This is a genomic window from Enterococcus malodoratus (assembly GCF_027659535.1).
GTDB lineage: Bacteria > Bacillota > Bacilli > Lactobacillales > Enterococcaceae > Enterococcus_A > Enterococcus_A malodoratus.
The window spans coordinates 84,110-98,933 of the sequence record NZ_JAQDPG010000007.1 but is presented as its reverse complement, the minus strand read 5'-3'; the positions used below and the strand labels follow the sequence as shown (position 1 = coordinate 98,933).

Genomic DNA, 14,824 nt, shown 5'->3' with positions numbered 1-14,824 from the left:
TTCTTTATGGATAGCGAAAAACAAAATGAGTTAGTCACTATTTTCATCATCTCCGATTCTGCTGGAGAAACTGCTTCAAAATTGGCACAAGCCTCGATGGCGCAGTACCCTACCGTGGAATTTTGTCTCTTCCGCCGGACTTTTGTCCACACGGAAGAATTATTGATGAAAGCCTTAAACGATGCCAAAGCCGAAAATGGCATGATCATTTATACATTGATTAATCCTACACTTTCTAAAATTGCGAAAGAGTTCTGCGACAACGAAGACTTGTTCACGATGGACTTGTTGAACCCCGTCGTTGCTGAGATAGGACAACGCGCACATCTGGAACCAACCGGTGAACGAGGTGCATTGCATCACCTAAACGAGAACTATTTCAAACGAATCAAAGCAATGGAATTTGCCGTAAAATACGATGATGGGAAAGACCCTCGCGGATTTTTAGAAGCCGACATTGTTTTACTTGGCGTTTCACGGACATCAAAAACACCATTGAGTCTGTATCTTGCCAATAAAAACCTGAAGGTGGCCAACTTGCCGCTGATCCCGCAAGCGCATATTCCAAAACAATTATTTGAAATCGATCCTAAGAAAATTGTTGGTTTAACCAATGATCCCGAAGTATTGATCGGCATCCGCAAAGAACGGATGCGTGCTTACGGCTTAAACCCTGAAACGGCCTATTCAGACCGTGAAAAAATTCAGGCAGAACTAAAATTTGCTAACGATTTGTACCACAAACTAGGCTGTGAGATCATCAACGTTGCCACTCTTTCAATAGAGGAAACAGCAGCTATGATCATGAGCGCGCTGGATTTAGAAGACCATAGTTACTACTTTATGGAAGAAGAAAGCTGAGATCAAATTGATCTCAGCTTTCTTTCTTTTTGTAATTGACGAATCGTTTCTAGTCGATAAGGAGTTATTTGATACACATCGTTTAACCAATTGTGATAAAACAAATGAGCCTGTGCACGCCAATAGTTATAGATTTTCCCGTCTTCATAGTAATTCTCTGGTTTGGCTGTTTCTACGCCACGATCATGATCCCGCAGATATTCTTTTTCCAAAGTATCCGCGGCGTATTCAAAATGCCCCATCAAAAAGACATCGTGTTCGTCTTCAGAAATTAAAATAGCCGAGCGCTCTTTTTCATCTTTAGCAATCACTTTAATCTTCTTTTGTCGCACTTGCTCCTCATTAATTCCGGTATAACGGGATTGAGGCATCCAAAAGCGATCATCAAACCCTCTAAATAAACGAAATTGATGTTCGATATCTTGTTTGTAAATCCCAAAAAGTTTCTTCTCGAAGGGTACCTTGTCTATTCCAAAATGATAGTATAAGCCGGCTTGTGCTCCCCAACAAATGTGTACCACTGAGGTCACAGAAGTTTGGCTCCACTCCATGATTTCTACCAATTCCGGCCAGTAATCGACTTCTTCAAACGCCAACTGTTCTACAGGTGCCCCCGTAATAATCAGGCCATCATAACAGGTCTCTTTTACCTGTGAGAAGTCCAAATAAAACTTATCCAAATGATTTTTGCTCGTGTGCTTATGTTCATGACTAGCCACTTTCAAAAAATCTACATCGATTTGCAGCGGGCTTTGACTAATCAATCGAAGCAAATGAATCTCGGTATCGATTTTGTTCGGCATCAAATTTAGAATCAATAGTTTCAACGGGCGAATATCCTGATGCTCTGCGCGCGAATTATCAATCGCAAAGATATCCTCAGACTCCAAGATAGATTTCGCCGGAAAATCAGGCTCTAAGCGAATCGGCATGGTTTTATCCCTCCAATTTATCAAAGGCCTGTTGCAAGTCAGCAAGAATATCTGTGACGTTTTCAATTCCGCAAGACAAACGGACTAAGCCTGGTGAAATTCCTGCTTGATGCAGCTCTTCATCGGTTAGTTGACGATGAGTCGATGTCGCTGGATGTAAAGCACATGTGCGAATATCCGCCACATGAACCTCTAAAGAAACAAGCTCCAATGCATCCAACCATTTTGCTGCCGTTTCCTTTCCTTCCGCAAATTCCACAGAGATTACTCCACATAAACCATTTGGCACGTATTTTTGGGCCAAGGCGTAATTATCATCGCTCTCTAAACCAGGATAATACACGTGCTTAATTGTTTTTTGCTCAGTTAAGAATTTTGCTACAGTCAGTGCATTTTGATAATGACGATCCATCCGTACAGGTAATGTCTCCATGCCCAGATTTAGCAAAAATGAATTCTGCGGAGAAGGCGTTGCACCCAAATCACGCATTAATTGAACACGGGCTTTTGTGATATAGGCCGCTTGACCAAATTTTTCCGTATAAACGATGCCATGATAAGTTTCATCCGGCTCAGAAAGCTGCGGGAATTTTCCGTTATTCCAATCAAAAGTTCCGCCATCTACAATCACACCACCCGTTTGGACAGCGTGACCATCCAAATACTTGGTTGTACTGTGAATAACGATGTCTGCGCCAAACTCGATTGGCCGGCAAAAGTATGGTGTCGCAAAAGTGTTGTCAATGATGAAAGGAATATCTAATTCTTTAGCAACTGCAGAAAATTTTTCAATATCTAAAACCTTAACCGCAGGATTGGCGATCGTTTCACCAAAAATCGCTTTAGTATTTGGTTTTACTGCTTTCAATAATTCTTCCTGCGAAGCATCTTGATCAACAAAAGTTACTTCAATTCCCATTTTTCTGAATGTATGGGCAAATAAATTATAGGTGCCGCCATATATATAGCTGGAAGAAATCAAATGATCACCAGCCTCCAAAATATTTAATACTGCATAAAAAGTTGCCGCTTGACCTGATGACGTACATAGTGCGCCGACTCCGCCTTCTAGCGCAGCAATCTTTTCTTCCACTGCACCAGTCGTTGGATTGGCTAAACGCGTATAAAAGTAACCCGCCGCTTCCAGATCAAATAATTTTCCAATCTCGTCTGTTGACTCATAGGCATAAGTCGTACTTTGAACGATTGGTAACACTCGTGGTCCGCCATTCTCCGGTTGATAACCTGCGTGTAAACATTTTGTTTCAAATTCCATAATTCTTCCTCCTAATTTGTATTCATGTATTTGTTTTAAGCAAAAAATCGTAAATTGCTTTAGTGATTGGATTTAGATTTACTACCTGACAGCTAATTCTTTTTTGAGAAATCATTTTTCCAAAATCGAAAAATGAATTTGATTTTCGTTACGCATACGATTCCACTAACCTGCTAAAGCAGGAAGTGGAACTCGCAAAAAACTCCCGTCTTTTCACTTATGAAAGGACGGGAGTTCCGTGGTACCACCTTAGTTTATCAGCCTTTCGCAAGACTGATCTTTTGTCGTATTGCTACGAACTGCTGTAACGGGCATTCCCGTGTCTCAACGACAATCGCTCCGAGGCCATCTTCTAACTAATCGCTGCTGCTTCTTCTCAATTACCGAAGCTCTCTGTCAAGTCCGATTCGTTGTACTCTTCTCTTCAACGCAACTAAAATATTTGCACGCCTTCTTTTTCGACGGACAGCACATCAATCTCTGCTTCATGGTCAAAAGCTTTCAAGGCTGTAACTAATTTCTCTGTGTTTTCTGGCGGGGTTAAAACCAAAACGGTCGGGCCTGCACCACTTAAAAAACTGCCATAGCCGCCATAAGCTTTACAAAATTCTCGAATTTTTTTCAGATGCGGAACAAGATGTTGGCGATGGCTTTCATGTAAAATGTCTTTCTCCATCATTTTTCCAGCTAATGGCAAGTTGCCATTCAAAACCGCCGCTATCATCACATTGCCGATCGAACTGGCCTTTACTGCATCGCGGTACGACATTTCTTTCGGTAAGACAGCGCGACTTTCTGAAGTCAATAATTCATGGTTTGGAATGAAGGCAATCACATCACAATCAGGAAACGTATGCTTCACGAAGTTCACTTCATTGTTATTGTAGCTTGCCACCACAAAATCACCACAGATCGCTGGCGCGACATTGTCAGGATGTCCTTCGATTTTTGTTGCATACGACACTTTCTTTTGCGGCGTCATTCCTAGATTTCCCAAACGATTGGCCAATTCAATCCCTGCCACTACGACAGATGAGCTACTTCCGAGCCCGCGAGCGATTGGAATGTCTGAAGTCATCGTAATTTGATGCGGTGTTAAATTCGGTGCCAAATCTAAAGCCGTTTGAATCAACAAATTCTTTTCATCCGAAGGAATATTGCTGCCTAGTTGATGTTTGATTTGCCATTTTTGTGTTTCTGGTCCTATATCAATGGTTAAGTACTGGGATAACGCAATCCCGCACGAATCAAATCCAGGACCTAAATTAGCGCTAGTTGCTGGGACGCGGATTTTCATAGAGATGCCACTCCTTCACGTAAGTGTCGGCGCATATCCTCCAAATCACTCATCTTGTTGATCTTAATATCTGTTTCATTAATTGCTGTATCAGGATCTTTCAATCCATTTCCAGTAAAGACTGTAACAACCGTTTCACCCGGTTTGATACGACCATTTTTCACATGTTGGATAACTCCCGCTAAAGAAGCGGCTGAGCCAGGTTCAACAAAGACACCTTCTTGAGCGGCAACTTTGCGATACGCATTCAAGATTTCTTCATCTGTTACCGAATCAATGTATCCATTCGATTCATCACGGGCAGCTTCAGCCAATTTCCAGCTTGCTGGATTTCCGATACGGATAGCTGTGGCAACAGTTTCCGGTTCTTCAATGACTTCACCCTTCACAATCGCAGCTGCTCCTTCGGCCTCGAAGCCGTGCATGCGCGGTAAATCAGTTCCTTTTTTCTCGTGCCATTCTTTGAAGCCTTTCCAATAAGCGGAGATATTTCCCGCATTACCGACAGGGATCGCTAAAACATCGGGCGCCTTTTCTAATTGTTCACAAATTTCAAAGGCCGCTGTTTTTTGCCCTTCTAATCGATACGGATTTACTGAGTTTACTAAAGCTACTGCTTCAGTCTCTGCAATGTCACGAACTGCTTTTAATGCTTCATCAAAGTTTCCTGGGATCGAAATAATATCCGCCCCATAAGCAATGGCCTGAGCTAGTTTACCCATTGCGATTTTTCCATCAGGGATCACGACATATGCTTTGATCCCAGCACGCGTTGCGTAGGCAGCCGCAGCCGCACTCGTATTACCAGTTGATGCACAAATAATTGCTTTCGCACCGTCCTCTACAGCTTTCGCAACAGCCATGACCATTCCGCGGTCTTTGAAAGAACCGGTCGGATTCAGGCCTTCATATTTTCCATACAGGTTAATGCCTAACTCTTTAGATAAATTTTTCAAGGGAATCAACGGTGTATTACCTTCAGCTAAAGCAATCTGAGGTGTTTTTTCAGTGATTGGCAAATATTCTTGATATTGTTTTAATAATCCTTCGTACATGTTTATTCCCCCATAACTTTCATCAATGACAATAATTTATAACTAGTCTTTTCTTTGATTTCTTGTTGGATTGTCGCCATCTTCGTTTCCGATGTTTCATGTGTGATCAAGACAACTCGTGCGCTCTCGCCATCACCCTTTTCTTGAACCACTTGTTCAAATCCAACTTTTGTTTGAGTCATGATTTCAGCGAGTTTCAAAAATTGACCTGGTTCATCCGGCATTTCTAATGACAAGAAATATTTGCTGATATTGTCCTCTGGAGATGTCAGCTTTGTTGGTTGAGTGTATCCAGTAAAGCGATGACCGACCGTATTCTTCTTCATCTTGTTGACGATCGTCATTAGATCCGCTACGATGCTTGTCGCTGTAGGACGTGCACCTGCACCTGGTCCATAATACATCGATTCACCAATACCTGAGCTTTTAACAAAAACAGCATTCATTTCATTATGAATTGATGCTAGTGGATGCTCGTGGGGAACTAAGATTGGACCAACTTCTACCGAAATCGTATCGTCCTTCTTAACTGTAGAGCCGATTAGTTTTACAGTGTACCCAAGCTGATCAGCTATTGTCACATCTTCACCTGCTAATCCGCGAATTCCTTTGATCTTGACTTGGTCCATCGTGATGGACATTCCAAAAGCGAACTTACTTAAAATGACCATCTTATAAGCCGCGTCAATTCCGTCAACATCATTTGTCGGATCACTTTCCGCAAAGCCTAGTTCTTGAGCTTCTTTCAGGGTTTCATCGTATGTACGATGTTCCTGCACCATTTTGGTTAACATGTAATTTGTCGTTCCGTTGACGATTCCTAAAACTTCGGTAATATCATCTGCCGCTAAACTATTAGCAATCGTTCGTAAAATCGGAATGCCGCCCGCCACACTGGCTTCGTAATATAAATTGCGTTGCTGCTCACGTGCTAGATTGACTAGTTCACTGCCATGCTGCGCCAATAAATCTTTGTTCGCAGTCACCACATTTTTACCTGCCATTAACGCTTTTTTGATAAACGTTTTAGCCGGTTCGATCCGTCCCATCACTTCTACAACAATTGAGATCTCTGGGTCATTTAAAATTGCATCTAACTCTGTGACTAAGTCCAAATTATATTTTTCTGCTATTGCACTTTTATCTTCCTCTGGTCGGATCAATGCTTTCGTAACAACCAAGGGACCGCCAATACTTTTTTCAATTTTATCTTGATGATCTGTTAAAATTTCTAAAACACCGGTACCTACTACACCTAAACCTAATAGACCCACCTTGACTGCTTTTTCCATAATCCGCCTCCAGTAAATTACATTCGTATTAAAACTAATTTCATCATATTCTAATAGCTAGCTATCAGTATAACAAAATTTCTGTAAAAAAAAAGAGCTTTTCCAAAAAATTTGGAAAAGCCGCTTTTTATTGGTGCAAGACATGACGGAAGGTTTGCTCCAAAACATCTAGAACATGTTGATCGTCTAAACTATAGAGCATCGCCTTCCCGTCACGACGTGCTTTGACTAAGCGGTTGTCACGCAATAATTTTAATTGATGAGAAACGGCCGATTGTTCCATCGCTAATGTGTCGCTAATTGCTGACACATTACGTTCCCCTTCTTTTAGAAACATCAAAATTTTTAAACGTGTCGGGTCACTCAAGATTTTAAAAAATTGACTGACCGCTTGAAATTCCTCGTGTTCCTTCATTTATAGCCCTCATTTATTCGGCAATTTTACGGATCGCTTCTTCATATGTCGCAATTTTTTCTGCGGCAGCAGCATGAGAATCGCCTTTCACACCGATATAGAATTTGATTTTTGGTTCTGTCCCAGAAGGTCGAATGGCTAACCATGTTTCATCAGCTAACGTATATTTCAACACATCTGAAGCCGGCATATCGATCGCTTTTTCGGTTCCTTCAGCATCAATTGATTTAGAGGTCTTAAAGTCTTCGGTCAAAGTAACGGCTACATCCGCAAACGCTTTTGGCGCTTCCTTGCGCAGGTTGCCCATGATCGTCTTGATCTCTTCTGCGCCTTTTTCACCGCTCAAAGTAACTGAGATGGTTTTTTCAGCATAGTAACCGTACTCTTCAAGAATATCTTGCAAACCATCATACAATGTTTTGCCTTGTTTCTTGTAGTAGGCTGCAACTTCTGCTAATAAAACTAGCGCTTGGATCGCATCTTTGTCACGAACAAAAGATTTGATCAAATAACCATAACTTTCTTCAAAACCAAACATGAATGTTTGTGAATGGTCATCCTCGTATTGTTGAATTTTTTCAGCGATAAATTTGAATCCAGTCAATACATCAACCATCTTCACGTCATAAGAACTTGCAATCGTCGTAGCCAATTCGCTTGATACGATTGATTTTAACACAACTGCATTAGCAGGCAATGTTCCCGCTTGTTTATGTGCTTCCAAAATGTAACGAATCATGATGGCACCGATTTGATTTCCGGTCAATACTTCATAGCGCCCGTCTGGTAAACGAACAGCCGCACCCAAACGATCGGCATCAGGATCAGTAGCAATCAACAAATCTGCTCCTTCTTGTTCGCCTAGTTTAATAGCATATTCAAAAGCAGAATGTTCTTCTGGATTTGGTGATTTTACAGTTGAAAAGTCTGGATCAGCAATTGCTTGTTCAGGTACAAGAACAAATTTTTCGAAACCAGCTTGTTTCAAAGCTTTTTCGCCTAACATTTTACCTGTACCGTGTAATGGTGTGTAAACTAATTTTAGTTCTTTTCCCATTTCATTGATCAAGTCTTGATTGATTGTTACAGCTTTAATTTCTTTCAAATACTCTGAATCAACTTCGTCGCCAATAATATTAATCAATCCGCTGTGTTCCACTTCTTCATCGGATAAAACTTCAACCTCTAAAGGATTTTCCACATCACGTACGAACTTCGTCAATGCATCTGCATCTTCTGGCGGCATTTGCCCGCCATCTTCGCCGTATACTTTATAACCGTTATATTCAGCTGGATTGTGAGAAGCCGTAATCATAATTCCTGTGAAGGCATTTTCAAAACGAACGGCAAACGATAATTCAGGAGTCGGACGTAAACTCTCGAATACAAATGAAGGAATATCATGTTTCGCCAAAGTTTTCGCAGCTTCCATCGCAAATTCTGGTGACATATGTCGTGAATCATATGCAATCGCTACTCCACGACGCTTAGTTTCTGGATCTTGTGTGTCCATGAAGCGAGCCAATCCTTCTGTCGCTTGACGAATGGTGAAAATATTCATCCGGTTGACACCAGGCCCTAAAACTCCGCGCATACCTGCTGTTCCAAATTCTAATTGTTTATAAAACGCATCCTTTTTCAACTCTGGGTCTTTGCCTAAGTCTTCTAATTCTTTACGCATTTTTTCATCTAATTTATCTGAATCAATCCATTGTTCATAAACTTGTTCCCAAGACATGAAACACACCTCTTTCAATATTTTCTTACCATTTAAGTATACCATTACTGTTATATTCAGCAAAGAAAACTTGTACCTGATTCGCATCTCAAAAAAAGAGGACGATATTTTTTCCTTGGTCAGGTTGGATTTTCCCACCAAATAGAAAGCTCACGAGTATGGGGCGCTTAACAGTAAAAAACGCTATAGGTTCAAATAAACTGCGCAAAGTATAGCTGAAAAAAAGGAAGACAATCTCTGTCTTCCTCAAAATGCTAGTTTTGTTCTTCAATATATTTATACACTTGCTGACCTGCGATTCCGCCTTCACCAACTGCTGTAGTAATTTGGCGCAAGTCTTTTTCCCGTGCATCGCCAATAGCAAAGACACCAGGAATTTTTGTTTTCATTTCATAATCAGTTTCAATCCAACCGGCAGCATTTGTGATTCCGCTGTTTTTAAATGGTTCCGTCAATGGTTCTAGACCAACATAGATAAATGCTCCGTCCGCTGGTTCCGTGTGAACTTCCCCTGTATTGACGTTGCGAATCTTCGCGCCTGTCACGACCATTTCATTTCCAACGATCTCATCAACAACACTATCCCAGATAAATGAAATTTTTTCATTTGCAAATGCACGATCTTGGATAATTTTTTGTGCCCGTAATTCATCACGACGATGAACGATCACAACTTCAGAAGCAAAACGAGTTAAATAGATCGCTTCTTCTACCGCTGAATCGCCGCCGCCGACAACGATCAAGCGTTTATTGCGGAAAAAGGCGCCATCACAAACCGCACAATAAGACACTCCGCGTCCTGCAAACGATTCTTCACCTGGTACGCCTAGTTTACGATGGACACAGCCCGTCGCAACGATAATTGTTTTAGCTTGGTAACTTTTATCTTCCGTAATGACTTCTTTATAATCTCCATGATCCTTAATATCTTGAACGATTCCATATGCATTTTCAGTACCGAATTTGGTGACACCATCATACATTTTCATCGCAAGTTCTGGACCCATAATTGATTCAAACCCTGGATAATTTTCTACCTCGGCAGTATTGTTCATTTGTCCGCCGGGTGCGCCACGTTCGATCAAGAGAACTTTCAAATTTGATCGTGAAGCATATAAGGCAGCGGTCATCCCTGCTGGACCCGCGCCGATAATTATTACATCATACATTCAGACATTCCCCCATTCGGCTTTACTTTACATCCAAGAATTTATTCTGTCGACAAATCTGCTTACTAATTGTCAGTTTTGCAAATTCGCAGCTAACTCAGTAATAAGGAAATTCATTTTCGTACGCATATCTTTCTGCTAGACATCACACTTCAGGTATTTCTTTTAATTACTAACAAACTTCGAGCTTTAATACTGCGAAAAGCAGAATAGACAAAAAGAAGGGCAATCATCCTACGATGATTGTCCTTTCTAGATTATTGTTGGTTTTTCATTTGCTGCATCATTTGACGAACTTTTTTCTCTGAAGGTTTTTGCCCCATCGACATCATCATTTGACGTAACATATCCTCGTTGATTGGAGGATTCTTTTTGAAATAGTCTTGCATATATTTACGAGCTAAGAAGAAACCGCCGACAGCACCTAATAGTGCAGCGATTACTGCGATCAATACTACGATTCCAGTTGATACCATTTTCACCGCTCCTTTCCTGACACATTCTTATACATTTTACTAAAAGATCCTATAAAAGAAAAGACGTTTTAAAGAAACTTCAAAACCTAATGCGAAATTCTTAGTTCATTCCTGTCAATTGCCCCAGAAAGCCCCATTTTTATCTTTGACTAAAAAAATTTCTAGACTATATGTATGTTTTTATCAAAAATTTTCAATCATTTATAAATAATTGATGAATTATTGATTAGAATATGATAAAATGCAAAACAATATCTTCCTCACTGGTGGCTAGTGAAGAGGTGCAAGCATGAGAGATTTTTTGAGATCCGTGAATCGGATCGTGGTAAAGATCGGGACCAGTTCCTTGATCCATCCAAATGGCAAGATCAATCTTTCTGGAATTGATCAATTGGCTTTTGTATTAACTGACCTTCGTAATCAAGGCAAAGAAATAATATTAGTTTCATCTGGCGCGATTGGTGTCGGTATGGACAAACTTAGGATTGCAGAACGGCCGCATGAGATTCCTGTTCAACAGGCCGTCGCAGCTGTCGGTCAATCAGAATTGATGCATATCTACAATCAGCGTTTCTTAGGCTACAGTCAACAAACAGCGCAAGTTTTGCTGACCCGCGACGTAGTCGATTTCCCTGAAAGCCGCAAAAATGTTATCAATACATTGCAGCAGCTGATTTCAATGGGAATTATCCCTATCATCAATGAAAATGATACGGTCGCTGTCGACGAAATGGATCATACAAGAAAGTTCGGAGACAATGACGAGTTATCCGCGATCGTTGCGCAATTAATGGACGCTGATTTGCTGATTATGTTAAGCGACATTGATGGATTTTATTCGGATAATCCGTCAAAAAATAAACAAGCTATTCTTTATTCTACTATCTCAACAATTAATCAAACCCTGATGGACCAAGCAGGCGGTGAAGGCAGCCGATTTGGTACTGGCGGAATGGTCAGCAAGTTGAAAGCTGCTCAAAGAGTGCTCGATGCCAAAAGTGCGATGGTACTGGCAAATGGCAAACCCCCAAGAATAATTTTTGATATCTTGTCTGGTGCAGAAGTCGGAACGTTATTCAAGGAGGAAAAACATGAGTGATCTAATGAATACTTTAGGGCAGCAAAGTAAGCGAGCGGCCCAACAATTAAGCCAACTAGAATCCGCAGAAAAAAATGACTGCTTAATGCAAATGGCACAAGATTTAGAAAACAGCAGCAATACTATTCTAGCAGCGAATCAACAAGATTTGAGCCGGGCGAAAGAGAATGGGATTCCTGATCCAATGATCGACCGCTTGCGCTTAACTGATGAAAGAATCAAAGAGATGGCTGAAGGCATTCGCCAAGTTGCTTCACTGCCTGACCCAATCGGTGTAGTGGAAAAAATGTGGCGCACAGAAGATCAACTGATGGTCGGGCAGCAGCGCGTTCCTTTAGGCGTGATCGGCATCATCTTTGAATCGCGTCCAAATGTGACCACCGATGCCGCTAGTCTGTGTTTTAAATCCGGCAATACCGTAATTTTACGCGGAGGCAAAGAAGCCTTCTACTCAAATCAAGCATTAGTAGAACTTATGCAGCAGACACTGCGCCATAGTCAATTGGACCCAGCAATGATCCAATTCGTCAACGATACTTCTCACGATGTGGCCAATGAAATGATGCGTCTGAACGAGTATTTAGATGTTTTGATTCCCCGTGGCGGTGCTGGTTTGATCCAACGGGTCAAAAATAGCGCAACTGTCCCTGTGATCGAAACAGGAACTGGAAACAATCACGTTTACGTTGATCACGCTGCACAATTAGATATGGCAATCAGTATTGTTGCCAATGCAAAAGCTCAACGTCCCTCTGTTTGTAACGCGATAGAGACATTATTAGTTCATGAGGACATTGCTTCTGAATTTTTACCAATGATTGAAGAAGCCTTGACTCCACATCAAGTGGCTCTGCGGGCGGATTCCAGAGCTATGTCCTATTTAAAGCAAGCAGACTTAGCTACTGAAGCGGATTGGACCACTGAGTTTTTAGATTACATTTTAGCGATCAAAGTGGTTGCTTCCATTGATGAAGCGATCGAACACATTAATCGCTTCAACTCCAAACATTCTGAAGCAATCGTCACTGATAGTTACCATAATGGGCAAAGGTTCCTAAAAGAAGTCGATGCGGCGGCTGTCTACATCAATGCCTCTACTCGCTTTACTGACGGCTTTAAATTCGGCTTTGGAGCCGAGATTGGAATCTCTACACAAAAATTACACGCTCGTGGACCGATGGGTTTAGAGCATCTGACTTCTACTAAATACATTATCTACGGAGATGGGCAGATTCGCGAATAGAACTTGCATAAGTCAAAAATCTATTCTATGCAGATCGTTCTTTTGGTCCTCTTACTGTGTATATCTGAATTAACATTTATCTGACAAAAAGGCACACACTCTTTTTTTGAGTGTGTGCCTTTGATCTTATTGTGCCTGAATTTTTTCTAACAAATTTGGATCGAATTTACCTGCTTTCAGCATAGCGATTTCAAAACCGTATGGTGCATGCTGGTTCTTTTTATCCTCTCCAACATAAGGTGTTTCCAAAATTTTCGGTAACTCTTTCAATTTTTCATGGTGAACAATCGCATTCAACGCATCAAAACCGATCGTTCCAAAACCGATGTTCGCATGACGGTCCTTGTGAGAGCCCATCGGATTTTTCGAATCATTCACGTGAATCACTTTCAAACGATCTAAACCGATAACACGATCGAATTCGTCTAATACCCCATCAAAATCTTCCTTAACATTGTACCCTGCATCATTCGTATGACACGTATCGAATGTAACAGAAAGCTTTTCATTCAATGTTACACCATCAATGATGTAAGCCAACTCTTCAAAGGTTCTCCCTAATTCAGTCCCTTTACCAGCCATCGTTTCCAATGCGATTTGCGCTCGCTGATCTTTGGTCAATACTTCGTTCAATCCTTTAATGATTTGATCCAAGCCAGCTTTTTCACCCGCACCTACGTGAGCTCCTGGATGCAATGTAATCTGCATCGCACCTAAAGCCTCCGCTCGCATGATTTCTTCACGTAAAAACTGAACCGCAAACGGGAACATTTCCGGTTTCTTCGTATTCCCTAAATTAATGATGTAAGGAGCATGCATCACAATATTCGACAGACCATGTTCTTTCATGAACGCTTCTCCAGCCGGAATATTCATCTCTTCCACTGGTTTGCGGCGAGTATTTTGCGGCGCACCGCTATAGATCATAAAAGTCGAAGCTTCGTAACTTGCTGCTTCTTGCGCAGCACCTAATAACATTTCTTTTCCCTTCATACTTACATGAGAACCAATTAACATAAAAACCTCCAGATTTTTTTATTTATAGAAACAACAACAAACTTGTCATCAATGGCAAACTGATCAAGAAACTTAGTGATGAGGTGAACCCCACCACTTCTGCCCGCATTCCAGCGGCTACACTATTGATCACACCAAAAGTCGGAATCGGCCCTACTGAGACAAGGCATAAAACGATTTTGATCATCGGTGAGATTGGCAGCAGTATAAACAGACCTGCTAACAGTATTCCTATCCCATACTTAATTACCAAGACGCGTAAAACTAATGCTAAATCTTTTTTCGGCAAACGTAATTCCAAAAAAAGACCAATCATAAACATCGATAAGAACGTATTCGCATTGGCGATCGGCTGTGCGATCTGAAAAACGGCCTGCGGTAAATCAATCTTCAGCACCCGAAAGAACAGCATAAACAAATAGCAGAGAAATGGAACTGAACGCCCCAAACGACCGATAACCTTTTTCACACTAGGTCGTTCTTCATTACTGCCGCTGATGCCTTCAATCACAACATTTGATCCGCCCGCCAACATGACGCTGTTTCCGATATCAAAGAAAGATAAAATCGGGATCGCCTGCGGCATAAAACTTTGGACAAATGGAATAGCAAAATTTCCAATATTATAGCCAGAAACGCTATACATCAAAAACTCTCGTTCCACTTGATCCTGTTTTTTTGACAAAAAATGACCGGCTATGATCATGACCAAGTTCAATAAAAGCCCTGCTAGAATCAATAATAATAATTGATTCTTTACTGCCAAGGATTGCAGATTCACAATGATCGCCGCTGGCAAAGTTACGTTGACGACCATTTTGGAGATCATCGAGCCATCCGATTTCAGCAGCAAGTTGAACCGTTTCGTTAAATAGCCTATTAAGATAATAACAAATAATCCTAGCGAGTTTAATAAAACTGCTCTCACACTTTCACCCCATCCAACCTATAAAA

The 14,824-nt window shown here is 41.2% G+C and carries 14 protein-coding genes; 3 read left to right on the top strand and 11 right to left on the bottom strand.

All coding sequences use genetic code 11. The features are described from left to right. Positions 1 to 6 precede the first annotated feature (6 nt). Positions 7 to 861: a pyruvate, water dikinase regulatory protein gene (locus PGP85_RS12670; protein WP_010740024.1), complete on the top strand. Its 855-nt coding sequence runs from the start codon at positions 7 to 9 to the stop codon at positions 859 to 861. A gap of 2 nt (positions 862 to 863) precedes the next feature. On the opposite strand, the gene PGP85_RS12665 is transcribed toward PGP85_RS12670, so the two are convergent. From PGP85_RS12665 to PGP85_RS12625, 9 genes are all read right to left on the bottom strand, one after another. Further along, positions 864 to 1,793, bottom strand: a complete 930-nt coding sequence (locus PGP85_RS12665; RefSeq protein WP_010740025.1) for a homoserine O-succinyltransferase — start codon at positions 1,791 to 1,793, stop codon at positions 864 to 866. 4 nt (positions 1,794 to 1,797) lie between these two features. Beyond that, on the bottom strand, positions 1,798 to 3,069 hold the full coding sequence (locus tag PGP85_RS12660; protein ID WP_270327800.1) for an O-acetylhomoserine aminocarboxypropyltransferase/cysteine synthase family protein: 1,272 nt from the start codon (positions 3,067 to 3,069) through the stop codon (positions 1,798 to 1,800). A 433-nt stretch (positions 3,070 to 3,502) separates the two neighbouring features. Continuing rightward, a complete protein-coding gene (thrB, locus tag PGP85_RS12655) occupies positions 3,503 to 4,366 on the bottom strand; it encodes a homoserine kinase (RefSeq protein WP_010740027.1) in 864 nt (287 codons plus the stop codon). Beyond that, positions 4,363 to 5,421, bottom strand: coding sequence for a threonine synthase (gene thrC / locus PGP85_RS12650; RefSeq protein WP_270327799.1), 1,059 nt, complete (start codon positions 5,419 to 5,421; stop codon positions 4,363 to 4,365). Before thrC ends, thrB begins: the two co-directional genes overlap by 4 nt. 2 nt (positions 5,422 to 5,423) lie before the next feature. Continuing rightward, positions 5,424 to 6,713 (bottom strand): homoserine dehydrogenase, encoded by a 1,290-nt coding sequence (locus PGP85_RS12645; RefSeq protein ID WP_010740029.1) that lies wholly within the window; start codon positions 6,711 to 6,713, stop codon positions 5,424 to 5,426. A 127-nt stretch (positions 6,714 to 6,840) separates the two neighbouring features. Next, positions 6,841 to 7,128 (bottom strand): ArsR/SmtB family transcription factor, encoded by a 288-nt coding sequence (locus tag PGP85_RS12640; protein ID WP_010740030.1) that lies wholly within the window; start codon positions 7,126 to 7,128, stop codon positions 6,841 to 6,843. 13 nt (positions 7,129 to 7,141) lie between these two features. Continuing rightward, positions 7,142 to 8,866, bottom strand: a complete 1,725-nt coding sequence (locus tag PGP85_RS12635; RefSeq protein WP_010740031.1) for a phospho-sugar mutase — start codon at positions 8,864 to 8,866, stop codon at positions 7,142 to 7,144. 254 nt (positions 8,867 to 9,120) lie between these two features. Then, on the bottom strand, positions 9,121 to 10,035 hold the full coding sequence (trxB, locus tag PGP85_RS12630) for a thioredoxin-disulfide reductase (RefSeq protein ID WP_010740032.1): 915 nt from the start codon (positions 10,033 to 10,035) through the stop codon (positions 9,121 to 9,123). Between the two features lie 257 nt (positions 10,036 to 10,292). Continuing rightward, positions 10,293 to 10,511, bottom strand: a complete 219-nt coding sequence (locus PGP85_RS12625) for a YneF family protein (RefSeq protein ID WP_010740033.1) — start codon at positions 10,509 to 10,511, stop codon at positions 10,293 to 10,295. 289 nt (positions 10,512 to 10,800) lie between these two features. Here PGP85_RS12625 and proB point away from each other — a divergent pair, with 289 nt between their 5' ends. Both proB and PGP85_RS12615 read left to right on the top strand, forming a co-directional pair. Then, the gene (gene proB / locus PGP85_RS12620; protein ID WP_010740034.1) at positions 10,801 to 11,610 is read left to right on the top strand and encodes a glutamate 5-kinase; all 810 of its coding nucleotides are present in this window, start codon (positions 10,801 to 10,803) and stop codon (positions 11,608 to 11,610) included. Beyond that, positions 11,603 to 12,853: a glutamate-5-semialdehyde dehydrogenase gene (locus PGP85_RS12615; RefSeq protein ID WP_270327796.1), complete on the top strand. Its 1,251-nt coding sequence runs from the start codon at positions 11,603 to 11,605 to the stop codon at positions 12,851 to 12,853. Before proB ends, PGP85_RS12615 begins: the two co-directional genes overlap by 8 nt. A gap of 126 nt (positions 12,854 to 12,979) precedes the next feature. On the opposite strand, the gene PGP85_RS12610 is transcribed toward PGP85_RS12615, so the two are convergent. After that, positions 12,980 to 13,870 (bottom strand): deoxyribonuclease IV, encoded by an 891-nt coding sequence (locus PGP85_RS12610; protein WP_090402861.1) that lies wholly within the window; start codon positions 13,868 to 13,870, stop codon positions 12,980 to 12,982. Between the two features lie 22 nt (positions 13,871 to 13,892). Continuing rightward, positions 13,893 to 14,798, bottom strand: coding sequence for an AEC family transporter (locus tag PGP85_RS12605; protein WP_270327792.1), 906 nt, complete (start codon positions 14,796 to 14,798; stop codon positions 13,893 to 13,895). Positions 14,799 to 14,824: the final 26 nt, after the last annotated feature.

Bases quoted from the DNA above. Each gene is read 5' to 3' on its own strand.
- PGP85_RS12670 (WP_010740024.1), top strand. From the start codon at position 7: ATGGATAGCGAAAAACAAAATGAGTTAGTCACTATTTTCATCATCTCC.
- PGP85_RS12665 (WP_010740025.1), bottom strand. From the start codon at position 1,793: ATGCCGATTCGCTTAGAGCCTGATTTTCCGGCGAAATCTATCTTGGAG.
- PGP85_RS12660 (WP_270327800.1), bottom strand. From the start codon at position 3,069: ATGGAATTTGAAACAAAATGTTTACACGCAGGTTATCAACCGGAGAAT.
- thrB (WP_010740027.1), bottom strand. From the start codon at position 4,366: ATGAAAATCCGCGTCCCAGCAACTAGCGCTAATTTAGGTCCTGGATTT.
- thrC (WP_270327799.1), bottom strand. From the start codon at position 5,421: ATGTACGAAGGATTATTAAAACAATATCAAGAATATTTGCCAATCACT.
- PGP85_RS12645 (WP_010740029.1), bottom strand. From the start codon at position 6,713: ATGGAAAAAGCAGTCAAGGTGGGTCTATTAGGTTTAGGTGTAGTAGGT.
- PGP85_RS12640 (WP_010740030.1), bottom strand. From the start codon at position 7,128: ATGAAGGAACACGAGGAATTTCAAGCGGTCAGTCAATTTTTTAAAATC.
- PGP85_RS12635 (WP_010740031.1), bottom strand. From the start codon at position 8,866: ATGTCTTGGGAACAAGTTTATGAACAATGGATTGATTCAGATAAATTA.
- trxB (WP_010740032.1), bottom strand. From the start codon at position 10,035: ATGTATGATGTAATAATTATCGGCGCGGGTCCAGCAGGGATGACCGCT.
- PGP85_RS12625 (WP_010740033.1), bottom strand. From the start codon at position 10,511: ATGGTATCAACTGGAATCGTAGTATTGATCGCAGTAATCGCTGCACTA.
- proB (WP_010740034.1), top strand. From the start codon at position 10,801: ATGAGAGATTTTTTGAGATCCGTGAATCGGATCGTGGTAAAGATCGGG.
- PGP85_RS12615 (WP_270327796.1), top strand. From the start codon at position 11,603: ATGAGTGATCTAATGAATACTTTAGGGCAGCAAAGTAAGCGAGCGGCC.
- PGP85_RS12610 (WP_090402861.1), bottom strand. From the start codon at position 13,870: ATGTTAATTGGTTCTCATGTAAGTATGAAGGGAAAAGAAATGTTATTA.